Source organism: Pontibacter roseus DSM 17521, from assembly GCF_000373265.1.
In the GTDB taxonomy this organism is placed as follows: Bacteria; Bacteroidota; Bacteroidia; order Cytophagales; family Hymenobacteraceae; genus Pontibacter; species Pontibacter roseus.
On the sequence record NZ_KB890768.1, the window covers coordinates 178,463 to 203,256 of the forward strand.

The 24,794-nt window shown below is 54.1% G+C and carries 22 protein-coding genes; 7 read left to right on the plus strand and 15 right to left on the minus strand.

Annotated elements, in window-relative coordinates; genetic code table 11:
- Window positions 1–720: 720 nt before the first annotated feature.
- Window positions 721–2,247 (plus strand): lysine--tRNA ligase, encoded by a 1,527-nt coding sequence (gene lysS / locus B051_RS0118960; protein ID WP_018479808.1) that lies wholly within the window; start codon window positions 721–723, stop codon window positions 2,245–2,247.
- A gap of 84 nt (window positions 2,248–2,331) precedes the next feature.
- Here lysS and B051_RS22775 read toward each other — a convergent pair whose 3' ends face one another.
- The 3 genes from B051_RS22775 to B051_RS23010 form a co-directional block, all read right to left on the minus strand.
- Window positions 2,332–2,733 (minus strand): YtxH domain-containing protein, encoded by a 402-nt coding sequence (locus B051_RS22775; protein WP_083919481.1) that lies wholly within the window; start codon window positions 2,731–2,733, stop codon window positions 2,332–2,334.
- Between the two features lie 251 nt (window positions 2,734–2,984).
- A complete protein-coding gene (locus B051_RS0118970; RefSeq protein ID WP_018479811.1) occupies window positions 2,985–3,449 on the minus strand; it encodes a YtxH domain-containing protein in 465 nt (154 codons plus the stop codon).
- Window positions 3,450–3,621: 172 nt separating this feature from the next.
- On the minus strand, window positions 3,622–4,023 hold the full coding sequence (locus B051_RS23010; RefSeq protein ID WP_018479812.1) for a CsbD family protein: 402 nt from the start codon (window positions 4,021–4,023) through the stop codon (window positions 3,622–3,624).
- 232 nt (window positions 4,024–4,255) lie between these two features.
- Between B051_RS23010 and B051_RS0118980 the strand changes: the two genes are divergently transcribed.
- Both B051_RS0118980 and B051_RS0118985 read left to right on the plus strand, forming a co-directional pair.
- A complete protein-coding gene (locus B051_RS0118980; protein WP_018479813.1) occupies window positions 4,256–4,492 on the plus strand; it encodes a Kazal-type serine protease inhibitor family protein in 237 nt (78 codons plus the stop codon).
- A 34-nt stretch (window positions 4,493–4,526) separates the two neighbouring features.
- Window positions 4,527–4,898, plus strand: coding sequence for a cupin domain-containing protein (locus B051_RS0118985; RefSeq protein ID WP_018479814.1), 372 nt, complete (start codon window positions 4,527–4,529; stop codon window positions 4,896–4,898).
- A 124-nt stretch (window positions 4,899–5,022) separates the two neighbouring features.
- On the opposite strand, the gene B051_RS0118990 is transcribed toward B051_RS0118985, so the two are convergent.
- From B051_RS0118990 to B051_RS0119025, 9 genes are all read right to left on the minus strand, one after another.
- Window positions 5,023–5,835 (minus strand): enoyl-ACP reductase FabI, encoded by an 813-nt coding sequence (locus B051_RS0118990; protein ID WP_018479815.1) that lies wholly within the window; start codon window positions 5,833–5,835, stop codon window positions 5,023–5,025.
- A 98-nt stretch (window positions 5,836–5,933) separates the two neighbouring features.
- Window positions 5,934–7,613, minus strand: a complete 1,680-nt coding sequence (gene recN, locus B051_RS0118995) for a DNA repair protein RecN (RefSeq protein WP_018479816.1) — start codon at window positions 7,611–7,613, stop codon at window positions 5,934–5,936.
- A gap of 108 nt (window positions 7,614–7,721) precedes the next feature.
- Entirely contained in the window at window positions 7,722–7,952 is a 231-nt protein-coding gene (locus tag B051_RS0119000; RefSeq protein WP_018479817.1) for a hypothetical protein, read from the minus strand.
- 69 nt (window positions 7,953–8,021) lie between these two features.
- On the minus strand, window positions 8,022–8,927 hold the full coding sequence (porD, locus tag B051_RS0119005) for a type IX secretion system protein PorD (protein ID WP_018479818.1): 906 nt from the start codon (window positions 8,925–8,927) through the stop codon (window positions 8,022–8,024).
- Entirely contained in the window at window positions 8,920–9,579 is a 660-nt protein-coding gene (coaBC, locus tag B051_RS23015) for a bifunctional phosphopantothenoylcysteine decarboxylase/phosphopantothenate--cysteine ligase CoaBC (RefSeq protein ID WP_018479819.1), read from the minus strand. The genes porD and coaBC overlap by 8 nt, the downstream gene beginning before the upstream one ends.
- Window positions 9,563–10,048: a flavoprotein gene (locus B051_RS23020; protein WP_322786353.1), complete on the minus strand. Its 486-nt coding sequence runs from the start codon at window positions 10,046–10,048 to the stop codon at window positions 9,563–9,565. Before B051_RS23020 ends, coaBC begins: the two co-directional genes overlap by 17 nt.
- Before the next feature lie 80 nt (window positions 10,049–10,128).
- Complete coding sequence (locus B051_RS0119015) at window positions 10,129–10,455, minus strand: DNA-directed RNA polymerase subunit omega (RefSeq protein WP_026236533.1); 327 nt, start codon at window positions 10,453–10,455, stop codon at window positions 10,129–10,131.
- 11 nt (window positions 10,456–10,466) lie between these two features.
- On the minus strand, window positions 10,467–11,291 hold the full coding sequence (locus B051_RS0119020; protein ID WP_033317048.1) for an outer membrane protein assembly factor BamD: 825 nt from the start codon (window positions 11,289–11,291) through the stop codon (window positions 10,467–10,469).
- Between the two features lie 55 nt (window positions 11,292–11,346).
- The gene (locus tag B051_RS0119025; RefSeq protein ID WP_018479823.1) at window positions 11,347–13,050 is read right to left on the minus strand and encodes an OstA-like protein; all 1,704 of its coding nucleotides are present in this window, start codon (window positions 13,048–13,050) and stop codon (window positions 11,347–11,349) included.
- 124 nt (window positions 13,051–13,174) lie between these two features.
- Here B051_RS0119025 and tilS point away from each other — a divergent pair, with 124 nt between their 5' ends.
- Both tilS and mdh read left to right on the plus strand, forming a co-directional pair.
- Window positions 13,175–14,515 carry a tRNA lysidine(34) synthetase TilS gene (gene tilS / locus B051_RS0119030; protein WP_018479824.1) on the plus strand — a complete coding sequence of 447 codons (1,341 nt, stop codon included), beginning with the start codon at window positions 13,175–13,177 and terminating at the stop codon, window positions 14,513–14,515.
- Between the two features lie 156 nt (window positions 14,516–14,671).
- Window positions 14,672–15,613: a malate dehydrogenase gene (gene mdh, locus B051_RS0119035; protein WP_018479825.1), complete on the plus strand. Its 942-nt coding sequence runs from the start codon at window positions 14,672–14,674 to the stop codon at window positions 15,611–15,613.
- Between the two features lie 677 nt (window positions 15,614–16,290).
- Here the strand turns inward: mdh and B051_RS0119040 are convergent.
- From B051_RS0119040 to mutL, 3 genes are all read right to left on the minus strand, one after another.
- Window positions 16,291–17,205 (minus strand): rhomboid family intramembrane serine protease, encoded by a 915-nt coding sequence (locus B051_RS0119040; RefSeq protein WP_018479826.1) that lies wholly within the window; start codon window positions 17,203–17,205, stop codon window positions 16,291–16,293.
- Window positions 17,206–17,343: 138 nt separating this feature from the next.
- Window positions 17,344–18,120, minus strand: coding sequence for a rhomboid family intramembrane serine protease (locus B051_RS0119045; RefSeq protein WP_018479827.1), 777 nt, complete (start codon window positions 18,118–18,120; stop codon window positions 17,344–17,346).
- Window positions 18,121–18,237: 117 nt separating this feature from the next.
- Window positions 18,238–20,058, minus strand: coding sequence for a DNA mismatch repair endonuclease MutL (gene mutL, locus B051_RS0119050; RefSeq protein ID WP_018479828.1), 1,821 nt, complete (start codon window positions 20,056–20,058; stop codon window positions 18,238–18,240).
- Window positions 20,059–20,556: 498 nt separating this feature from the next.
- Between mutL and B051_RS0119055 the strand changes: the two genes are divergently transcribed.
- Entirely contained in the window at window positions 20,557–23,421 is a 2,865-nt protein-coding gene (locus B051_RS0119055) for a glycoside hydrolase family 3 N-terminal domain-containing protein (protein WP_245539667.1), read from the plus strand.
- A gap of 70 nt (window positions 23,422–23,491) precedes the next feature.
- Complete coding sequence (gene bshA, locus B051_RS0119060) at window positions 23,492–24,640, plus strand: N-acetyl-alpha-D-glucosaminyl L-malate synthase BshA (protein WP_211214358.1); 1,149 nt, start codon at window positions 23,492–23,494, stop codon at window positions 24,638–24,640.
- The last annotated feature ends 154 nt before the right edge of the window (window positions 24,641–24,794 follow it).

The window sequence follows — 24,794 nt, forward strand, 5'->3', positions numbered from 1 at the left end:
TTGTGGCTGCGTAGCTGCTGTTACTGTATGTGCTCGCTGCGTTGTTGCATAGCCTCGCATGTGCGGCGGGCTCTCACTTTTTCCTTGATGAGATTGAGGGCCCCTTCCCCCAAAGCAAGCAAAAGAATCAAGACCCCCCACTCGCTGACCGCTCGGACAGTGGAGCGTCAAGTGATGCCTACTTGGCCAGTGCCGCTGCTCCGTGGCAAAGCTTGTAAGTTAGTTTGCTAAACCTGCCGGTGTTCTGTACCACAGCGACTATACCTGAGAGAAGCTATAGCCGAAACTCCCCTTCGAAGGGGGCAGGGGGATGTCAATCGTGCACGGGCAACCGGCACTGTACGGTTCCCCCCTTGTCCAAAGAGGGGAGCCTGCTGTTGCTGCTGGTGAAGTATAGGCGCTGTAGCTGATGCCACTCAAGGTCAAAGGGCGAAGCTAGTGGAAACTCACTAAGAACGAAGCACCCGCGGCTTGAAGGCTCGAACAGCAGCAACGCTGCTGTAGGTATAAGGGCACCGGAACGGCAGTAGCTATGCAAAAAGACAAAACAGGGTATGGCAACTAGAAAGAGCTACACCAGCAGTAACCCATAGAGTCCACCTTCACCAAACACAATTCTCTCATCCTCCTGAACATTCACCGATTATATGTTTAAAAGCTGCTGTTTATTTAGCAATTTTACGGTTTATTCATAACGGACACATTTAGTACATATAGCGCATGCAACTGAGCGAACAGGAACTACGCAGACGCCACGAGCGAGAAGAGCTGGAGAAAATGGGCATCAACCCGTATCCATCTGAGACTTTTGAGGTTACTGCCACGGCCAAAGAGATAAAGGAGAATTTCGATAAGGACAAGAACAACTTCCAGGAAGTGACCCTGGCAGGCCGCCTGATGAGCCGCCGTGTGATGGGCAAGGCCTCGTTTGCCGAACTCATGGATAGCACCGGCCGCATCCAGATTTACGTGTCGCGCGACGACATCGCACCGGGTGAGAACAAGGACATGTACAACACCGTGTTCAAGAAGATGCTCGACATCGGTGACTTCATCGGCATCAAGGGCTATGCTTTCGTGACACAGGTAGGTGAGATATCCGTGCACGTGACCGAGCTGAAAATCCTAACCAAATCGCTCAAGCCGCTGCCGATTGTGAAGCGTGAGGTAGATGAGAACGGTGTGGAGCACGTATACGATGCCTTCAGTGACCCAGAACTGCGCTACCGCCAGCGTTACGTGGACCTGATTGTGAACCCGCATGTGCGCGAGACGTTTCGTAAGCGTACGCAACTGGTAAATTCCATGCGCCAGTACCTGACGGAGAAAGGTTACCTGGAAGTGGAGACGCCTATCCTGCAGCCACTTTACGGCGGTGCTGCGGCGCGTCCGTTCAAGACGCACCACAACACGCTGGACATGACGCTATACCTGCGCATTGCCAACGAGCTATACCTGAAGCGTCTCATTGTAGGCGGTTTTGACGGGGTGTTTGAGTTTGCCAAGGACTTCCGTAACGAAGGCATGAGCCGCTTCCACAACCCGGAGTTCACCCAGGTGGAGCTATACGTAGCCTACAAAGACTACAACTGGATGATGGACCTGGTAGAAGAGATGGTGGAGAAAGTAGCCATGGACCTGCACGGTACGACCGAGGTGAAAGTCGGAGAGAACATCATCAATTTCCAGCGCCCTTGGAAACGCTTCACCATGTTTGAGGCCATCGAACACTTCACCAAGATTGACATTTCGGAGATGGAAGAGCCGGAGCTGCGCCAGACTGCGGAGAAGCTGGGTATAAAAGTGGACCCGAAACTGGGCAAAGGCAAAATCATCGATGAGATATTTGGGGAGACCTGCGAGCCATACCTGATTCAGCCGACGTTTATCACCGATTACCCGGTAGAAATGAGCCCGCTGGCCAAGAAGCACCGCAGCAAGCCGGGGCTGGTAGAGCGCTTTGAGGCCATCTGCAACGGCAAGGAAATCTGCAACGCTTTTTCGGAGCTTAACGACCCAATTGACCAGCGCGCCCGCTTCGAGGAGCAGCTGGAACTGGGCAAGCGCGGCGACGTGGAAGCCATGGTACTGGACGAGGACTTCCTGCGCGCCCTAGAGTACGGCATGCCACCTACGGCCGGCCTAGGCATCGGCATCGACCGCCTGAGCATGATTATGACCAACTCGCACTCCATTCAGGATGTGCTGTTCTTCCCGCAGATGAAGCCGGAAAAGAAAGACGAGTAGCACCAAAGCTATACCTCATAAACCAGAAGGGCCCGCTACACTGTAGCGGGCCCTTCTGGTTTACAGATTTTCTGAATACTACTTTTAGAATTCGCTTCCGTCCGTCATGTTGTCCATTCGGCCGCGGGTGTTTCTACCCTGCTGGCTGGAACCCATTCTTTTCTTGTTGCTGCCTAAAGCCTCGGTGATGCCGCGGCCTACCCACGATGCTGAGTCTGCCACTCTTCTGCGGGTGGTAGTTCCCTTATCAGGAGCCATCAGTATACCTGCCAGCACACCTACACCAGCTCCGGCCAACAGACCCATGGCTACACTGGCAGTAGAGCCAGACATGCGCATAGGCGAAGATCCCATGAGTTTGTCCTTCATCTTTCTCACAGAAGAGTTGGTACTGCTGCTACTGCTACTGTAGGAAGAGGCTCCTCTAGTGTTGCTGTATGTCCCCTTTGACTCTCCCATGCTTCTATAATCCAATTTCGTTCTCATAGTGTATGTGCTTTATGTTAAAAAATAAATCCGCGTGAATAGCTATAAAATAATAACGCGAGGACTCGGCTAAGGTTAGCACCAAATGCCCAAACCTGACCTTCGGAAAAAAGAAGGAGCCTGCTCGTAAACGAGCAGGCTCCTTGGCTTACAACAAGTTGCTATCGCCTCACAAAGCGGAGGAAGCCTCTACTTTCGGCGGCAGCCTTGTCAATTAAATGTTAGTGTAGGTCAGCTTATGGGCCTGGAAACTAGGCGTTTCTGCCTGAAGTTGAACCACCAGCGCCACCCGAAGCACCGCCAGTATTTCCGCCGCCTGAAGTTGAGCCACCACCACTAGTAGAACCACCACCGGTAGAGCCACCGCTAGTAGAACCGCCACCAGCAGAGCCAGTACCTGAAGTACCACCGCCACCAGAAGTGCTGCCACCCGAGGTGCCACCGCCTGTGTTGCTTCCACCACCGGTATTGCCAGCAGAAGAGCCGCCGCCAGCAGCGCCACCCATTTTGTTCATGGCTTCGCTGCTCATGTTCTTGATTTCGTCAAGGCCTGACTGAAGATTCTTCTCCAGGTCTTTGCTTAGCTTGTTAGCCCATTTCTTGATACCTGTTCTAGTTTGTTCGCCTGTGTCAGGAGCCATCAATAAGCCAGCGATAACGCCTGCGCTGGCACCTGCCAGAAGGGCGAGCATTACCTTTCCGCTATTATCTTTCATAGTTCTTTTGTTTATAAATTATCTGATTGTTTTATCCTCTAAAACGGTTGTTGTCCTAATAACGGTTAGAGGCAGCATTAAGTTATAACTATACTATAGATTTCTATTATATGAGAATATAAAAAGCCCAGCAAGTCGTCTTACTAGGCTTTCTCTGGTAGCATAGTCAATACTATAGCTCCGAAATCATACGTACGATGTCGTTTTTGGTCTTGCCCAGCTTGCGCTGCAGGCGGCCCAGAAGTTCGTCTTCCTGGCCTTCCACGTACATCAAATCGTCGTCTGTCAGGTCACCGTAGTTCTGCTTGAGCTGTCCTTTCACGTCGTCCCAGGAGCCGCGCATGGTCAGGCTGCTGCCTGCGCCTGTCACTTTCTCTCTTTCAAGTTTGTCCATGAAGCTCTTCACGGTTCCCTGTATGTCGTCGCCTACTTTGTAGAGGGTTCTTCTAAGGCTGTCGCGGGTGGCAGTGCCGTTACCCGGAGCCAGTAGCACACCTGCAATAACACCGGCACCAATGCCGGCTAATGTGGCTAATAAGATTTTTCCTTTGTCGTCGTTCATGTTATCTAACATTTTGCAATTGTTTAGTTTTGATGAAGGTATAGCGCCTTTGCGAAGACCACGGCTATTCTGAAAAATGCCTTGGTATCAAAATTTAGCTAATTTTACATTCCAACCTACATACGACTAGTGGGACAGTTGGTTGGCAATCTGTATCGCACTGTTGCTTAGCGTTCGCGGATGGACCTACCGCACTTGAGGGAAACCAACACGTATAACCACATACTTTATACTTTTACACACTATGAAAAAACCAGCCATTGCCACTGCCCTTCTGGTAGTTATGGGATTTTACTCCTGCAAAAATGCGGAAGTGGAGACGCCCTGCATTGACCAAGCCAAAATCAACCCGGACCAGATGTGCACCATGCAGTACGACCCGGTGTGCGGCTGCGACAACAAAACCTACGGCAACGCCTGCGAGGCGAACCGCGCCGGCGTGACCGCCTATACCCAGGGAGCCTGTCCCGACAAGCAGTGAGGCACCATCAGCTATACCTTATATTAAGCAAACTATGACTGAGAAAAGATACCTGAAGCAGACAAAGCCTTTCCGGGTACCCACCACCGACGGAAAGCTGATTGAAGAGCACTTTGGGCTTGCCTCCACCCGTACAAACGCCTTCAGCGTAGCGCATATGGTGGCCCCGCCGCATTGGAGTGAGCCCCTTCAGACACCGGAGTTCGATGAGATAACCATCGTGCTTCGGGGCCGCAAGATGATAGAGATTGATGGCGAAGAAGTGGTGGTGGAAGCCGGGGAGTCGATACTGATTAAAGCTGGGGCTCGCATACGCTACTCCAATCCCTACGCCGAAGAGACGGAGTACTGGTCCGTGTGCGTGCCAGCCTTTGACATCAACTCGGTGCACCGGGAGGAGGAGTAACCAAAGACATCCAGGTATAAAAAGAAGAGAGCCTCTGGCGCTGACGCACCAGAGGCTCTTGCTATCTGTAGGTATAGGAATCAAATAGGGGTTCCTATACCTGTATTTCCAAATTTTAGGCAGATTACTTGCTGATCATGTTGACTACATCCTCAGAGATTCCCATGGTAGAGAAGCCACCATCGTGCATCAGGTTCTGCATCGTCACCATGCGGGTCAGGTCAGAGAACATCGTAATGCAATAGTCAGCGCAAGCCTCAGCCGATGCGTTACCAAGCGGCGACATCTTATCGGCATACTCATAGAAGGCATCGAAACCACCCACGCCGGTACCAGCCGTTGTCTTAGTAGGCGACTGAGAAATGGTGTTCACGCGTACGTTCTTCAGCTTGCCATAGCGGTAGCCGTAGTTGCGGGCAATGGACTCGAGCACCGCCTTCGCCTGCGACATGTCGGTATAGTCAGGGAACACGCGCTGAGCCGCGATGTAGGAAAGCGCCAGAATAGATCCCCACTCGTTCATGGCATCCTGCTTCTCAGCCACGTGCATCACCTTATGGAAAGACAGTGCGGAGATGTCCAGCGTCTTCTGGAACCACTCATAGTTCAGGTCACCGTAAGTCTTGCCTTTGCGGATGTTCGGGCTCATGCCGATGGAGTGCAGCACGAAGTCGAGTTTGCCGCCCAGAATTTCCTGCGCTTTGGAAAAAAGGTTCTCCAGGTCCTCCACCGAAGTTGCATCAGCAGGTATAACCTGCGCGTTGCAGGCCTCGGCCAGCTTGTTGATTTCGCCCATACGCATGGCGAGCGGCGCATTCGTCAGCACAAACTCAGCGCCCTCCTCTTTGGCACGCATCGCTACCTTCCAGGCAATGGATTTCTCGTCCAGCGCCCCGAAGATGATTCCTTTCTTTCCTTTAAGCAGATTGTAAGACATGTCTTCTATGTGTTATGTTGTTTTGTGGCTATTTCCTGACCGCCTATACCTGCACGACAGGCAGGCACCAAACGGTGCGGCAATATAGCAATAACTCGTTATAGTGAAAGCAACTCTTTTGCACTCTTGTAGGCGCTTGCACTCGGGTTAGCGCCTGCAATCATGTGCGCGATTTCGTCTACACGCTCTTTCTCGCTCAGCTTCTTCACCCGACTGATGGTGCGGTCTTCGGTGTCGTGCTTGTATACAAAGTAATGCGAATTGCCCTGCGCCGCTATCTGCGGCAAGTGCGAAATGGCGATAATCTGGTGCTTCTGCGCCATCTGCTGCATCATGCGGCCCACCTTCACAGCCACCTCTCCGGATATACCTGTGTCAATCTCGTCAAACACAATGGTAGGAAGGGCCGTCTTGTCGGCCAGCATGTACTTCACGCTGAGCATCAGGCGGGAGAACTCACCTCCGGAGGCCGCCTTCACCAGCGTCTGCGGGGCAGAGCCTTTGTTCGCGCTGAACAGGATGCTGATTTCGTCGGTGCCCGTGGCGGACGGAGCCGCGTTTTTGTGCTGTATCACGATGCGGGCGTTCGGCATACCCAGTTCGGCGAGCAAGGTATAGAGCTCCTGCTCGAACTTGCCAAAAGAGGCTTTGCGGCGCTCAGACAGCACAGCCGCTTTCTCCAGCATCTCCTTCTCAACCTCTTTCAAGGCCTTCTCGGTGCTCGCAATGGCGTTGTCAAGGTTGAGCACGCTGCCCACTTTGCCTTCCAACTCGCGCTGTATCTCGAGCAGTTCCGCAATGGTCTGTACCTGGTGCTTGCGCTGCAAGGTATAGATGACGTTCAGGCGCTCCTGCACCTCGGTGGTGCGGGATGGGTCTGCCTCGGTTCTGCGTTCGGCGTCTTCCAGTTCTCCGGCAATGTCGTTGAGCTCAATCATGCAGCTCTCGGTGCGGGTGCGCAGTTCCTCATATTTAGGTGAGAATGCCGCCAGTTGCCCAATCAGGTGCGCCGTGTCTTTCAGTGCGGAGGTGATGTTGAACTCAGACTCGGAAAGATACTGCACCGCCTGCGTCAGCTTCAGCTTGATGTCTTCGGCGTTCTCCAGTTCCTTCAGTTCCGTCTCCAGCTGCTCCTGTTCGTCTTGCTGCAGGCTTATTTCCTCCAGCTCGTTAAGCAGAAAAGTGTTGTAATCCAGCTCCTTCTGCGCCTGCGCCAGCTGGTCGGTCAGCTTCTTGTAGTCGCCTTCCAGTTTCTTATACCTGCGGTAGGTGTCGTTGTAATCTTTGAGGTAAGACAGGTTGCCCGCGTAGATATCCAGCGAGGTGTTGCCGGCATAGATGTCGAGGATGTTGAGCTGAAAGCTGGTATCGCCCAACTGCAGCGTGTCGTGCTGCGAGTGGATGTCCATCAGGTTCTCCCCTATCTTGCGCAGCACGTCCAGCGTCACCGGCGTGTCGTTGACGAAGGCCCGTGACTTGCCGCTCGGGCTTATTTCGCGGCGCAGGATGCACTGGTCGTCAAAGTCCAGGTCCTCGGCGGCGAACACCTCCTTCAGGTTGTACTGCGAGATATCAAACACCCCTTCAATAACGCACTTCTGCTCCTGGTTGAACAGCAGCTTAGAATCGGCGCGGTTGCCCAGCAGCAGTCCGATGGCACCCAGCATGATGGACTTACCGGCACCGGTCTCTCCCGTGATGATGTTCAGCACCGGCGATGGATTCATCTCCAGCTTCTCTATCAGTGCGTAGTTCTTTATTTTTAAATCAATCAGCATATAAATGATGAAGACGAATAGTCACAATGTATAAGATTTATAGCCCGGGCTTAGTTCGAAATCGCGCTTTAAATTCCAGGTTTTTTGTTTTACAAGGCAGGTATACCTTCAGTAGGGCGCCTCGATGTCGTAAATCACCTCCTCCACCTCCTGCAGCGGTATCCTATGTCGACTCCGGCGCCCATCCTGCAGTTCCAGCTCTTCGGCACTCGCCTCCTTCAGCACGCCCTGCACCACTACGCGGCTGCGCAAGATGACCTGCACCTCCCCCTGCAGCAGCAACTCCGGCAGGCGTTGGGGTATGTCTGTCCTGAAAATCCTGATTTGGCGTTTGCCCATAGGTATAGGCGGCGGCACAGGCCTCCGCACCGTGAAGATACGCGCTTTCTGTGAGATATGGAAAAGGGACTAGCGCTGAAGCAACACCTCGTATTTGGCGTTGTTGGTGGGGTCTACCTGCGTGAGCAAGGTATAGGCGGCCTGCTTGTCAGCCGGTGCGGCCGTCTTGAAGATGTTGATAAGCTCATCGGACTTGGCCTCAAAAAAGGAACGGATAACGGCGGCGCCTGGCTTCTGCTGGGACAGCTTCTGGATGTCCCGCAGCACGGCCAAGGTGGCCTTGCGCGCCTTCTCCGGGTCCTGCACCAGCAGGTCTATCCCTTGGCGGTGCATGGTATAGAGTCCCTCGCGGAAAGGCACGAACACCGGGTCCTGGATATTGTCAATCATCCAGTAGCGGTTTCTGTTCCCCTCGAAGGGTCGCCAACCGGGGTAAATCGAGTTCTGGGAAGCAGCCTGATTGAGGATGCTGCGCGCCTGATCAAAGGCAAGAGAGCCGCCCAAGCGTCCGAAGCTGTCGTTGTCCATACCTATAATCATGTAAGCGTAATAAGCCAGCATGGAGGACAGATTGGAGGAGAAGGTGTTCGCTGTGAAGTCAAGCGGTTGCGCCTCCGTGAACTGGAAGAGCCAGTCTTTGTCAATGAATGAGAAAAGGGTAGATTCATACCCGGTACCGTAGGCCGGCCGCACCGACACCACCTGCACGTTGGCGCGGAACGTGCCAATCTCGGGCATCTCCGTCAGATTGATGAGGATGCGGCACTTGATGCGCTCCTCCACCCGGTACGACTGGTTGGTCCAGCGGCGATTGTTCATGAATTCGAAAATGCGGCTCTGCATCTCGGTGAACAGCTGCCGGTCGGCATAGGCAACCTGGTCGCTGTTGACTACCACATCGCACTGCAGCTCCTGTGCCTTGGCACCCAGCGCTACACCCATCACAAACAGTAAAACAAACAGTTTCCTAAGCATAGAGTCTCTCCCCGATAAGGTTGACGATATCCTGCGCCACTTCGCTCTTTTGCTTCAGCTCAAACGCCGTGGTCGTATCCCGCTCAATAATAGTGATTTTATTCGTATCGTGCTTGAAACCAGCGCCCGGGTCGTTGAGCGAGTTCAGCACAATCATGTCGAGGTTCTTCTTGAGCAGTTTCTCGCGGGCGTTGCTGCTCTCATTGTCCGTCTCCAGCGCAAAACCCACGGAGAACTGGTCTTCCCGCTTCTCCTTGCCCAGCGCGGCCGCTATGTCCACGTTCTTCACGAGTTCCAGCGTCAGTTCCGCCCCGGCTTTCTTTATCTTCCGGTCTGCCGCCACCTTGGGTTTGTAGTCGGCTACGGCCGCCGCAAACACCCAAATGTCTGATTTAGCGGCCAGTTGCTTCACCGCTTCATACATTTCGTCGGCCGTAGTCACGTCCGTTACCTTGACCGAAGGGTGCTGCGCCTTCATGTGGGTAGGCCCGGCCACCAACTGTACCTTAGCTCCCCGCTGCGCGAAACACTCAGCCAGGGCGAATCCCATCTTCCCGGTCGAATGGTTTCCGATGAAACGGACCGGGTCGATGTGCTCATAAGTCGGGCCAGCCGTGATGAGTACTTTTCTGCCTTTAAACGAATTTTCCAAGGCCTGCGAAATGGTTTTCTAGTACCTGTATGATTTCCTCGGGCTCCGCCATACGCCCCTGCCCTACCAGTCCACTTGCCAGCTCTCCGTAACCCGCCTCGATGATGCGGTTGCCATACCCTCTCAGCTTCGTAAAATTGGTCTGCACCGCCGGGTGGCGGTACATATCCAGGTCCATCGCCGGCGACACAAACACCGGGCACCGCGCCGACAGGTAGGTGGCGGACAAAAGATTGTCGCAGAAACCGTTGGCGAACTTGGCCACCGTATTGGCGCTGGCAGGCGCTACCACCAGGGCGTCGGCCCACAATCCCAGCTCCACGTGGTTGTTCCACACCCCTTGCTCGTTTAGCACGAACTCGGTGAGCACAGGCCTTTTGGAAAGCGTTGCCAGTGTGAGAGGGGTTATAAACTCAGAAGCAGAAGTGGTCAGGATGACCTGCACTTCTGCTTCTGCTTTGATGAGCAAGCGGACCAGTAAGGCTGCCTTGTACGCAGCTATGCTTCCGCAGACTCCCAGTATTATTTTCCGATTCCGGAGCATACGCCTTACAGCGCTATTTCGTCTGTCTCCTCGTCAGGTGTGCGAACGTATACTTTCCCTTCCAGGAACTCCTCGATGGCCAGGCTGGTAGGCTTAGGCAAACGCTCGTAGTATTTCGATATTTCAATCTGCTCACGGTTCTCGAACACCTCCTCCAGGTTGTCCACGGTCGTGGCAAACTCAGCCAGCTTCGAGTTCAATTCTTCCTTCAGCTTCACAGAAATCTGATTTGCTCTTTTGGAGATAACCGAAACAGACATATACATATTGCCGGTCTGCTTTGCAAAGTCGGCCATATTACGGGTAACGATTGATGATGGAACTACTGCCATATATACTTTATTTATGAATTGCTTGGGTTGTTTTTCTTTATTTTCTCTAGCTCGGCGAGGGCGTTGGAATACACCTGCTCCGCACTACGCGCATAGCGGCTTTCGGGATACTGGTCAATGAAGCTCTGGTAAAAGTCCACGGCCTCCATGAAGCGCTCTTCCTGCTTGTTCGGCACACTCTCTAACGCGAAACGGTATTGAGCGTCTATGCGCAAATAGGAAGCCTGCTCGCTGTACGGCGAGGATGGGTTTTCGCGCAGGAAATTGGTAAATGCCACCACAGCAGATTGGTAGCGGTACAGTTTATAGTAAAGGCGCGCACTTTCAAATGCCTTCTGGTCCAGTTTCTTGCCCAAAGCTTCAAACATGGTGTTGGCCTCTGCGGCGTACTCGCTATTCGGGTAGCGTACCAGGAACTCCTGAATGGACTCCATGGCCGTCACGGTGCTGCTCTGGTCCTGCTCAAAGTCAGGCGAATCGTTGTAGAGCGATTTCGCCTGCAGGAACATGGCCTGCTCCGCCAACTCGCTTCTGGGGTACGTCTCGTAGAAGGTGCGGAACTGGAAGGCGCTCAGCATGTACTCGCCCTGCTGGTAGTGGGTGTTGGCGAAGTAGAAACGGGCCTTCTCGGCTTCCTCCCTACCCGTCATCAGGGGCATCACCTGCTCCAGCAACTGGTTGGCGCGGTAGTAGTCGCCTTTCTCGTAGTACTCAAGGGCCGCCTTGTATTTCTGGTCAACGTCGTTGCTTTTCAAAAGCTTCTGGAAGTTGCTGCAGCCGGCCGTGAAGACCAACAGGCAGAACAATGCGACGGTATGGAGAATTCCTCTGTTCATGAACGGGCAAAATTATACAATATCCCTGTGATTTACAAGCGTGAAAATGCAGTGCTTACTTGCGGGCCGGAGTCCGTTTGGCGGGCTTTGCGGCCTTTTTCTTTTTTGCCGGCGCGGCCTTGGATGGCTGCGCCCTAGGTGGCACCGGTTGTCGCCTGGCCAGCACCTCCCCTTTCTTCGGCCGTTGCTCCGCCTGCCAGTTGAACCCTTCCAGTCTCCTGTCTCCTTCCTTCAACTCGTGCGGCGGGATGAAACTGGCATCCGGATTGACAAGAAACGAGATGCCCTTCAATTTATTTTCCGCGAAGTTCAAGACCATGTCGCTGCACACGGCTTTGTTCATACCGGTGAGCGTCGTATCGCCCTCCAGCGCGAAGTAGAGGCTTTCGCCGTTGCCATTCACGTTGACCCTGCGCATACGTCCCTCCTGGAAATGCGCCACCATGTTACGGCCCTTCACCTGGTTGTAGTTTTGGAGCGAATCCTCGGAGGTGATAAAGGCGTTGCTGAACATGTACATCTTGTCGATGGTCTTGTTGCGCAGGTGGATGCGGATGGTATCGGACACCAACTGGCTTTGCTCATTCCAAAGCACGGGGTTCACATTCATGTACATGATGGAATCAGTGCGGTTGTAGCTCAGCGAGTCGCACTTACCCTGCAGGTCGTTCTTGTAGATTTTCACGTTGTTGAAGGCGTACAGCATGCTGGGCTGCCCTTCGGCCTTCGGCTCGCGGGAGATGAGGGAGTCAGCTGCCATGAAGAGCGTGTCGCCATCCATGATGGTTTCCATGATGGGGCTGCCGGCCACTTTGGCCACACCCTGGTCGCGCCAGTAGCGGCCCACCTGTCCGCGTATGGTCACGTCATCCTTGAGCGAGCGCATGGTCACGTTCACCTTGGCCTCGCCATACCCTCTGCCCTCGTCGTAGTACAGGTCATCGCCGCCCAGGCGGTACTCGGGCGTCAGGATGTAAGCATTCTTGCCGAATCGGGAAATCTTGGTGATGGTGTTGTAGGTCCCCTGCTCCGCATACAAGTCGCCCTGCTGTCCTTTTATAAACGTTGGCCCCTGAAAGTATACCACCTTGCTCTCAGTATTGTAGCGCATGTTCTGGGCCGAAATCTCGTAGTCGGTGGAGAAAACTTTCACGTTCTGCTGAAAGGTGAAGGTCTTGTTCTGGGTGTCGTAGGTGCCGCGTTGGCTTTGTAGGCGATTTTCCGGCTGTACGATGGTGCCGCCCTCGGTATAGACTGCCGTGCGGCTATCTAGGTTATAGTCGAGGCTGGGGGTGGTGAGCGTCATGCTGGGGTCCTGCATGGTCACGCCGCCGCTCATCTTGGCGGTACGCTTGGTGCCGTCGTAGGTCGCACGGCTGCCTGTCATGGTCACGGTGTCGGCCTGGTTGATGCGCACGTTGCCAAAGGCTTCCAGCACTTCACTGTCGGTATACTTGTACACGGAGTCGGCGTATAGGAAGGTCTCCTTCTGCTTGAACACCACGTTGCCCAGTAGCTTGTTGATGCGGCGGCCATTGAATGTGCCACCCTCAAGCGAGTCGGCACTTTGCAGCTCCACCCGGTCTTGTTGTTGCGGTTGCTGCTGTCGAGGCTGTTGTGGCTGGTTCGCGCGCGGCTGTGGCGGCACCTGTTGGGTCGGCGCCTGCACCGGACGCGAGACCGGAGGCCGCTGCTGCGCCAAAACTGTCAGCGACAATAGCGTAAAGACAATAGAATAGGCTAATTTTGCGATGTTCATTCTTCTATGACAATGGTCAAAAGCCTTGGCGACAGATTACCCCTGCGTGGAGCGATTGCCATACCTGCCGGCTCTTGCCGATTCTTAATTTCAAAATTATAAAAAATATACCAGCCGCTGCCCTATGCTACAGAAAGTTTCCGGTTTTATCCAATCACACCAACTCTGCCAACCCGAAAGCAGAATTCTGGCGGCCGTCAGCGGCGGCATCGACTCGGCTGTGCTCTGCGAGGTGCTGCACAAGCTGAAGTATACCTTCGCTATAGCGCACTGCAACTTCGGGCTGCGGGCCGAGGACGCGGAGGCTGACCAACTCTTCGCCAAAAAGCTGGCCAAAAAGTACGAGGTGCCGTTCTTCACCGAAAATTTTGACACACGGGCCTTCGCCGCACAAGAGAAACTTTCGATTCAGATGGCCGCCCGCACCCTCCGCTATACCTGGTTTGAGCAAGTGCGCCAGCAGGAAGGGTATGACTACATCGCCACCGCCCACCATAGCAACGACCTGACAGAGACCATATTGCTTCACCTGACCAAGGGCACAGGTATAGCCGGCCTGCATGGCATACCTGCCAAGAACGGCCATATCATCCGCCCCATGCTCCCAGTCACCAAAGACGATATTTTCGATTTCGTAACCGAGCAACGACTCATCTGGCGCGAGGACACCTCCAACGAGACGACCAAGTATCAGCGCAACAAAATCCGCCACGAGGTGATTCCGGTGCTCAAGGAAATCAACCCGAACCTGGAGGAGACCATGCAGCACACCGCCGAGCGGGTGAGCCAGGCCGAGGCCATCGTGGCGGCCTACATCGATAACCTACGCCAGCAAAGTATAAAGGAAGCGGAGGATGCCATATACCTGGCGCTAGAGCCGCTGCGCCAGGCCACGGGTCTGCCGGTGGTGCTGCACGAACTGCTGCGCCCCTTCAACTTCAGCTATACCGTGGTACTGGAGTTGGTGGAGGCGCTGGAAGGTATAGCTGGCAAGCAGTTCGACTCGCCTAGCCATACATTGGTGAAGGACCGCGACCAGCTGGTGATTACGCCCCGCAACCTGAGCCGCTTCGGGAGTTTGACCATAGCCGAAGGACAGACGGAGGTGAGCGAGGAGCACGTATACCTGAGCCTGCGCTACGTACCGGCTGACCAGTACAAGCTCAACGCCAAACCCCATGTGGCCGCCCTGGATGCTGGTCTGCTCAAGTTCCCGCTTCGCCTGCGCCCCTGGCAGGAAGGTGACTGGTTTGTGCCGCTGGGCATGAACGGCAAAAAGAAAATCAGCGATTTCCTGATAGACAAGAAGGTGCCGGCCAACCTTAAGGCCAAAACACTGGTATTGGTATCAGACCAGTCCATCGCCTGGATTGTGGGCCAGCGGCTCGACAACCGTTTCAAGGTGACGGAGAAGACGGAGCAGGTGCTGGAGATTACGCTGCAGCCTAGGCCTATGGCTTCCTGACAAAGGAATCTGTTACAAAGTACTACACAGCACAGGAAAAATCTTTTGTCCTTTTTCAAATAGTCTTTTGTCCTAAACCAACGGTTTTCACAACAGATTTTTCTACTTTTACGGATGTGAATTGAATCTCAAACCATAATTAAAGTATATCCTATAATGAAAGTAACTGTAGTTGGAGCAGGTAACGTGGGTGCGACATGCGCCGATGTGCTGGCTTACCGCGAAATCGCGAACGAAGTAGTTTTAGTGGATATTAAAGAAGGTTTTGCTGAGGGCAAAGCGCTTGATATCTGGCAGAAGGCCCCCATCAACCTGTACGACACGCGCACTGTCGGCGTAACGAACGACTACACCAGAACAGCTGATTCTGATGTGGTGGTGATTACTTCTGGACTGCCACGCAAGCCAGGCATGACGCGCGATGACCTTATCTCTACCAACGCCGGTATAGTGCAGTCGGTGACGGAAAACATCGTGAAGCACTCGCCTAATGCCATCATCATCGTGGTTTCTAACCCACTTGACGTGATGACTTACGCAGCGCACATCACTTCCAAACTGCCACGCACCCGCGTAATGGGTATGGCCGGTATTCTGGACACTGCCCGCTACAGAGCGTTCCTGGCTGAGGCCCTGAACGTGTCTCCAAAAGACATACAGGCAGTATTGATGGGTGGACACGGCGACACCATGGTTCCACTTCCACGCTACACCACAGTAGGCGGTATACCTGTAACTGAGCTGATTGACGAAGAAACGTTGAACGCTATTGTAGACCGCACCAAGAACGGTGGTGGTGAACTGGTGAAACTGATGGGTACTTCTGCCTGGTACGCGCCGGGTTCAGCTGCTGCCCAAATGGTAGAGGCGATTGTGCGCGACCAGCGCCGTGTGTTCCCTGTTTGCGTGAAGCTGGAAGGCGAGTACGGCATCGATGGCGTATACCTGGGCGTTCCGGTAATCCTGGGCAAGAATGGTATCGAGAAAATCATCGAACTGCAACTGAACGATGATGAGAAGCAACTGCTGGAGACGTCACGCGGTCACGTGAAAGAGGTAATGGACGCGCTCGATAACATCAACGCTGCCAAAGCTTAATCGCTGCTATACCTTACTTATCGATACGAAAAGCGCCGCTTCTGCAAAGGAGTGGCGCTTTTTTGTTTTGCTTGAATTGGGACTTGCGGGATTGATATGTTTTTCTGCTTGCTTTACCCATCCCTGCCCCTCCCAGGAGGAGAATTCCTGCAGACGATTGACATCCCCCTGCCCCCTTCGAAGGGGGACTTCCCCTCACTATTGTCATTTCTTAGAGTTTCTGTCATTCCGACGAAAGGAGAAATCTATTACTCTTCCGGCAGCGAATCCAACGCCAGCGCAGGTGCGGCTTTTTTGAGGGCAACAAGTGAAGGAGCTGAGGTTACACCAGGTTCACACCGGCCGGCAGCATTCACCGCCTGTTCCCGCTGCGCTCGCACCGGCGGCAGGTAGGGTAACAGATTCCTCCTTCTGTCGGAATGACAAAATGTGTATGGGAATGACGGGAGAGAACAGATTTGGCAGGTTTAGCAGACATACTTACAACAGCAGCCACGCAGCTAAGACATCACCCAGGTGCACCAATGACGATTTTTTGTTCGAGCGTTCAGCGAGTTCAAATCGTCTTGATTCTTTTGCTTACTTTTCTCATCAAGGAGAAAAGTAAGGCCCGCCCGGCCAGGGCAAGCTATACAACAACTCAGCGAGCAAACCGCAAGAGCAACTGCTATACCTACTTAATCCTTCTGACTCGCCTGGAACAGCTTCTGCTTTTCTTCTTTGGAAAGGCTCTCGTAACCGGAACTCGAGATTTTATCCAGGATGCGGTCTATCTCCATTTGGCTTGGCTTTCCGGCATAGCCGGTGTGGTAGGTCGCCGAAGAAGGTGAGCCATTGCCCACCGTGGCTGTCTGCCTATGCGTCACTTTCAATTTGGGTCTGCGCTTGAACAGGTTCTTGAAGAAATCCATGGTGCTGTGCAAAGGCCGTCCCATATCGCGGCCCCGTTGCAGCTGCTTGATGAACAGCCAGCCGAACAAGGCGCCGCCTAAGTGAGCGATATTGCCCCCAGCGTTATCGCCTACCGCCCCGGAGATGGAGAGAATCACCAGAAAGGCAGCGATGTACTTGATGCGTACCGGCCCTATCAGAATCAGGTTGAAGGTATAGTTGGGCAAAAGCGTGGCCGCCGCCACCACAATGGCTAGCACACTGGCCGATGCGCCTATCATGACGGCATAGGCCGCCCTGTCTGCAAAATAAGGTATCAGGTTGTAACTCAGCATGTACAGCAGGCCACCGGCTATACCTCCCAGCACGTACAAGCTCAGCAGCTTCCGCTCGCCCAGGTACTCGCGTATCAGCTGCCCGAACCAGTACAGGTTGAGCATGTTGAAGATGATGTGCAGAAAACCCTCGTGAGTGAAGAAGTATGAGACAATCGTCCAGGGGCGGGTGAGGAAAACGAGCGGGTCAGAGGGCAACGCGATAAAGCGCATCAGGCCGCTGTATACCCAGCTGCTGCCGGTCAGGTACAGCACCGTGCGCGTCACTATCAACGCCACGAAAACAATGACGTTGATGAGTATGAGCTGCTTCAGGGTGTTGTTAGGCTGCCGGAAGGAGTCTTTTATGTCTTGGATAATACTCATTGTACTTGTTAGCTGAAGAGGCAGGAACAAAGGTCCAGGAAGGTTGCTTCCATACAGATGCGTGCTTTTCCGGAAGAACTCTCAGGGAGAGCCCCCTCTGCCTTGGTATCTGAATTACACTGCGATAACTATTACGTATTACGTATCCTGGTAATCGTTGCGTTGCCACATTTTTATAAGTATGTACGCAAACAGCATGCCCCCCAGGTGAGCGAAGTGCGCCACGTTGTCACCGGGCACCCGGTTGAAGCCGGCATACAGCTCATAGGCCCCATAGAGCAGCACGAAGTACTTCGCCTTTATAGGTATGGGCAGAAACAGCAGGAAGAGCTCCAGGTTCGGGAAGAGCATGCCAAAAGCCATCAGGATACCGAACACCGCGCCAGACGCCCCCAGCATCGGGGTGTTGAACACCTGGTTGAACACCTGCCGCACGGCCCGCTTGCTCTCCGTAATATAGGCCTCGCTGTCCGGGTTGCGCTGGTACTCAATGGCAAACCGCTTCTCATAGCCCCCCGAGTAATGCGACTCCATGAAATTGTAGAACCTGCCAGGTGTCGGCTCTTCTATGTACTGGGCAGCATCGGCCTGCAGGTTGTGCAACTCATAAGCCCGTACCCCTGAGTAGAGCAGGCTGGCCCCTAAGCCGGTTATCAGATAGAAAGCCAGAAAGCGCTGCGGACCCCAGAAGCGCTCCAGCAACGGCCCGAAGATAAACAAGCTGAACATGTTGCTGAACAGGTGCGACCAACCGCCGTGCAGGAACATGTGCGTAAACAGCTGTATGGGCTGGAAATTATCTGAAGCGAAGTGGTACAAGGCGAACTGGCGGTAATCGAACAGATTGCCTTGCAGTATGAACACCACCACGTTGATGATCAGGAGGTTCCTGACCATATGGGTTATATTGAACATCTTATCTTCTTTTTATCGAATCGATTGCTATACCTGTAGACCATACCTATACCTGGAAACAAATCCAGGTATGGCAAAACCACCGATTAAACAATCAACAATTCAACAATTATAATGTTACCCCTTCAGGAACAGCTCATGCAGCTGACCCAGCTCCAGGATGACGAGCGTCTTCTGTCCGCCCGGGGTGTAATTGGGTACTTCGCAGCCAAATAGCTTGTCTACGAGCGAGTTCATCTCGAGGTCTGACATGCGGGGCTGCAACTTGGAGGCCAGGCGCTTGGACATCGCCCGGGCCAGGTTCTCCCGTTTATCCAGCTTCAACGTAGCCAGGTTGTTTTTGTACTGTTCAATCAGCTCCTCCAGCAGCTCTTTTTCATTGGCTGCCTGCACATCGGCAGGTATAGCATTGAGTATAATCGTGTTACCTCCAAAATCTTCGAACTGGAAACCCAGCTCCAGAAACTCCGCTGATAACTCCTTCACCAGCGCGGCATCGGCGGTGGAGAGCTCTATGGTCTGGGGGAAGAGCAGGGCCTGTGAGGTGACCATCTTCTTCTGCAGCGAGGCCATGTACTTTTCATACAGGATGCGCTCCTGCGCCGCCTGCTGGTCAATAATCATCACGCCGGACTTCACCTGCACCAACAGGTACTTCTGGTGCACCTGCAGGGTCTTACTGGAGGTGGTAGTGGGCGTGGCGAAGGCATCGTCGAGCAGCCCCATACCGGATGGCGAGGTAATGCGCTCCTCCTGCTCCGGCTGCCCGTTCCGCAGGGGCTCGTACAGTTGCTCCCATCCGTTGGCGCTCGCCCGCTTGGGAGAGGCCGGCACTTTAAAGCCGGGGAAGGCACCTTCCCGCTCAAACTCGTTCATGCCCGGCTGCACCCGGATGGGCTGCAGTGGCGCAAAATTCACATCACTCTGAAAATCAAGGGATGGCGCTATACTGTGCGTTCCCAGCGACTTTCTCACGGCCGCGTGCACAATGGCGTATACCGTCTTCTCGTCCTCGAATTTGATTTCGGTTTTGGTGGGGTGCACGTTGATGTCAATCCGCTCCGGCTCGATGTCGATGAAAAGCACATAGAACGGGTAGCTGTCCTTGGGCAGCAGGCCTTCGTAGGCCATCATGACGGCATGGTTGAGGTAGCCGCTCTTGATAAAGCGGTTGTTCACGAAAAAGAACTGCTCCCCACGGGTCTTCTTGGCAAACTCAGGCTTCCCGATGTAGCCGCGAACACTCATGAACGGGGTTTCTTCCTCGCAGCCCGCCATCTGCTCCTTGTGGTTGTTGCCGAACACGCCCACAATGCGTTGGCTCAGCTTGCCGGCCGGCAGACTGAATATCTCGGTCTCGTTGTGGTGCAGCGTGAAGGCCACTTCCGGATAGGCAAGCGCCACCCGCTGGAACTCGTCGAGGATGTGCCGCATCTCCACTGCATTGGTCTTGAGGAAATTGCGGCGGGCGGGCACGTTGAAGAAAAGGTTCTTGACGGCGATGGAGGTACCGGCGGGCACCGCGGCCGGGGCTTGCGACATCACCGTCGACCCCTCTACCAGCAGCTGCGTTCCTATCTCGGCACCGTGGGGCTTCGTTCTGAGCTCTACCTGGGCTACCGCCCCGATGGAGGCCATGGCCTCTCCCCTGAACCCCATCGTCCGGATGCGGAACAGGTCCTCCGTGGACTTTATTTTGGAGGTGGCATGGCGCTCAAAGCACATGCGGGCATCTGTCTCAGACATACCTATGCCGTTGTCTACTACCTGCACCAGTTGCTTCCCGGCCTCTTTCACAATCAGCTGCACGCTGGTGGCCCGGGCGTCAATGGCGTTTTCCAGCAGTTCCTTCACTACAGAAGAAGGCCGCTGCACCACTTCCCCTGCGGCTATCTGGTTGGCTAGGTAATCAGGTAATAAATGTATAATGTCGGACATCCGCTCAGTCAAAGTCTATTTTTCGGTTTTCACCTCAAAAACCAGCGTCAGGTAAATGCGGCCAGGTTTTTGAATACACTATTTTTGTAAAAACAGAACTTATTAAGAATTAAATTTATTACTAATTTACAGACCGGTAGTGAAAAGGGGCCGAAAATCGGGAAAAGATTGCAACGCCACTCTCCCGAATTATGCCGACACAGCGTGTATTCATCACAGACTGCGAGGCGTCACGAATGGGAAAAGGCACTTGCCGTGCCACCTGCCGGACGAGGCGGACTAAAGTCTTCCACCATCTTATTTAGGTCTGCCGAGGGCCTGCTAATGAGAATTAAATCTCAGTTTTAGAAGCACCTTCTGCAAAATTAGGCTTAATTTCGACTTGTTCCAATATAATAATACCAGTACAGGATGTTGAAGAGTTTTAGCTTAGGGTTACTTATACTTATCTTTCTCGGAATGGGGCCTCTGATGTCTTTGACGCCGTCAGAGAACATTGTGGTAACTTCTAAAGAGCAAAGTTGGGTAGACAGTGTCTTCAACTCCCTCACTCCTGACCAACGCCTGGGCCAGCTGTTCATGGTGGCTGCCTATTCCAACAAAAACGAAAAACATTTTCAGCAGATAGACACCCTGGTGGGCCGATACGGTGTGGGTGGCATCATGTTCATGCAAGGCGGGCCAGTACGCCAGGCCAGGCTGACCAACCGTTTCCAGTCCCAGGCCAAGGTGCCGATGCTGATTGCGCTGGACGCTGAGTGGGGCCTGAACATGCGCCTGGACAGCAGCATGCACTTCGCCAAGCAAATGACGCTCGGCGCGCTCACCGACGATAAGTACGTATACCTGATGGGCCGTGAGATAGCCCTGAAGATGAAGCGCCTGGGTGTGCACGTCAGCTTCTCCCCGGTGCTGGACGTGAACGTGAACCCGGATAACCCCGTTATTGGAAATCGCTCCTTTGGCGAGACCAAGGAAGAAGTCGCCCGCCGCGGGGTGGCCTACATCAAAGGCCTGCAGGACCATGGCGTAATCGCGGTGGCCAAACACTTCCCCGGCCATGGCGACACCGACACTGATTCCCACCTGGCCCTCCCGGTCATCAACCACGACATGAAGCGCCTCACAGAGGTGGAGCTATACCCATTCTACAAGTCGTTTGAGGCGGGCGTGATGGGCGTGATGGTCGCGCACCTGCACATGCCCAAGATTGACTCTACCCGCAACCAGGCCGCCACGCTGTCCAAACCGCTGGTGACCGGCCTTCTGAAGGAGAAGATGAAATACAAGGGCCTTGTGTTCACCGATGCCCTCAACATGAAGGGTGTGAGCAGCTACTACAAGCCAGGTGAAGTGGATTTGAAGGCCCTGCTGGCTGGCAACGACGTGCTCCTGTTCCCGGAGGATGTGCCAACCGCGGTCCGCAAAATCAAGGAAGCGATAGCCGCCAAGCAAATCAAGACCGACGAGATTGACCTGCGCGTGCGCAAGATTCTGCATGCCAAATACTGGGCCGGCCTGAACAACTACAAGCCGGTGGTGCTCACCAACCTGCAGGAAGAAGTGGACCGTCCGCTGAGCAACCTAGTGCAGGAGCAGCTGTATGAGCATGCCGTAACGGTAGCGCGCAACAAGGGCAACCTGATTCCTTTCCGCAACCTCGATACCCTCAGCATCGCCTCGGTGGCCATCGGCGCCGGACCCAACAACGTTTTCCAGCAGACGCTCGGCAATTATGCCCCTGTCTCCAAATTTAATATCAAAGACCGTTTCGCCCCGGATACCGCTTTCACCAGGCTATTTACCAAGCTGCAGGACCATGACGTGGTGGTGGTGAGCATCCATGGCATGAACAATACCCCGTTCCGGGACTTCGGCATTGGTGTGGGCACCCGCGCCTTCATACAGTTCCTGCAGGAGCGCACCGATAAGAAAGTAATTGTGGCTGTGATGGGCAACGCCTATAGCCTGAAGTTCTTTGACAAGAGCAGCTGGCTGGTAGCCGGCTACGAAGACAACGAGGTGGCGCAGTCGCTGGTGCCGCAGGTGCTCTTTGGTGCCCGTTCTGCCAAAGGCAAGCTGCCCGTGACGGTGTCTGCCGCGCTCAAGGCCGGAACCGGTGTGACGACCCCTACCCTGAGCCGCCTGAGATATGGCACACCTGAGAGCGTAGGTATGGACTCCAAGACACTGGCCCAGATTGACAACATCGCCAGAGAGGCCATTGCCTATGCCGCTACGCCAGGTGCGCAGGTGATGGTGGTCAAGAACGGTACCGTTATCTACAACAAGGCCTACGGACACTACACCTACGACAAGGCCAAGCCTGTCACCAACAACACGGTATACGACATCGCATCCATCACCAAAGTGGCGGCCACGCTGCAGGCCGTGATGTTCCTGAAAGACCAGGGCAAGATAAACCTGGATGAGAAAGTGGCGACCTACCTCCCAGAGTTGAAAGGCACCAACAAAGCCAATCTGGTGATTCGGGATGTGCTGACACACCAATCAGGCTTACGGGCAGGTATACCGCACTGGCAGAAAACGTTGGACAAGCTGCAGTTGAACCAGACTTTCTACGCCAGTGCCCAGAATGACGTGTTCCCCAATGAAGTGGTGCCGGGCATCTACTCCATCAAATCCATGGAGGACTCGCTGTGGGCCTGGACGGTGCGCTCGCCGCTGCTGACCCGTTCCAAAGGCGCCAAGACCTATGAGTACCAGTACAGCGATTTGGGTTTCTACATACTCAAGCGCATGTCAGAGAAGCTGCTCAACCAGCCGCTGAACGAGTTCATGGACCAGAACTTCTACGGACCGCTTGGCCTGAGCACCATGACGTATAACCCCCTGCTCAAGCATCCGCGGGAAGTCATCGCTCCGACTGAAGACGACAACTACTTCCGCAAAAACCTAATCTGGGGAACCGTACACGACCAGGGCGCGGCCATGATGGGCGGCGTAGGCGGACATGCCGGCCTGTTCTCCAACGCCAACGACTTGGCCATCCTGATGCAGATGAACCTGCAGAACGGCAACTACGGCGGCCACAAGTACTTTAACAACAACGTGGTGGTGGAGTTCTCCAAGAAGCAGTTCAGCAACAGCCGCCGTGGCCTGGGCTGGGATAAGCCAGACCTGGAAGGAAACGGCCCGACCTCTAACATGGCCTCCGCCTCTACCTTCGGCCACACCGGCTTTACCGGCACCGGCGCCTGGGTTGACCCCGAAAACAAACTGATTTACATCTTCCTGTCCAACAGGGTATACCCGGATGCCGGAAACTCCAAACTGGTGAAGTACAACATCCGCACCCGTATTCACGATGTCATCTACAAATCAATCGTACCGAAAACTTAAACCTTAACGGATAGTTTAACAAGTGCAGCTCCGCGTAGGGCTGCACTTGTTGTTTCCACAGCATAAAACCATGAAAATCGGAATAGTTTGTTACCCAACCTTCGGGGGAAGCGGCGTGGTAGCCACAGAACTAGGTAAAGAGCTGGCGCTCAAGGGCCACCAGGTGCACTTCATCACCTACAGCCAACCCGCCCGGCTCGACTTCTTCAACGAGAATCTCTTTTACCACGAGGTATACATACCCTCCTATCCGCTCTTCCAGTACCCGCCTTACGAGCTGGCACTGGCAAGTAAGATGGTAGACATCGCTCGGTTTGAGAAGCTGGACGTGCTGCACGTGCATTATGCCATTCCGCATGCCTCGGCTGCCTACATGGCCAAGCAGATTCTGCGCACCAAGGGCATCTACATACCTGTCATTACAACCCTGCACGGCACCGACATCACATTGGTTGGAAAAGACGCCTCGTTTGAGCCGGTCGTGACGTTCAGCATCAACCAATCGGATGGTGTGACGGCGGTCTCGGAGAGCCTTCGCACCGAAACCTACGAATTCTTCCAGATTGAGAAACAGATTGAGGTCATCCCCAACTTCATCAACCTGGAGAAGTTCAAGCGACAGAAGAAAGACCACTTTCGGATGGCCATCAGCCCCAACAACGAAAAGCTGCTGGTGCATACTTCCAACTTCCGGGGAGTCAAACGTGTGGAAGACGTTATCCAGATATTTGCCAGAGTGCGTGAGCACATGCCTTCCAAACTGCTGCTGGTAGGCGACGGCCCAGACCGCCCCAAAATGGAGAAGGTATGCCGCGACCTCGGGATTTATAACGACGTGCGGTTTTTAGGCAAACTGGAGGCTGTGGAGGAAGTACTTTCGGTTGCCGACCTGTTCCTGATGCCATCCGAGAAAGAAAGCTTTGGATTGGCTGCGCTTGAAGCCATGGCCTGCGAGGTGCCCGTCATCTCTACCAACGCGGGCGGTATACCTGAGCTCAACTTACATGGCGTCACGGGCTTTGTGAGCGAAGTGGGCGATGTGGAGGACATGGTGCGCAACGCCCTGCACGTGCTCGACGATGCCAACCTGCCTACCTTCAAAGCCAATGCGCTGGCCCGCGCCCACGACTTTGATATCGAGAAGATTGTGCCGCTGTACGAGCAGTTTTACCAACGCACCATTGACGCGCAGCTGGCCGAGACAGGAAACCCGCTCTAGCTCAGATGATTCGATACTGAAAATCCGGCTGCTATACCTGCGGCCGGATTTTTTTATGCCCTATATTTCGCGTATGTTTAAACTTCAACCAGGGTAGGCCAGCTGTGCAGGGTTAGTCGCTTTGCAGCGCGCTGCCTGCACCCCATGGACTATA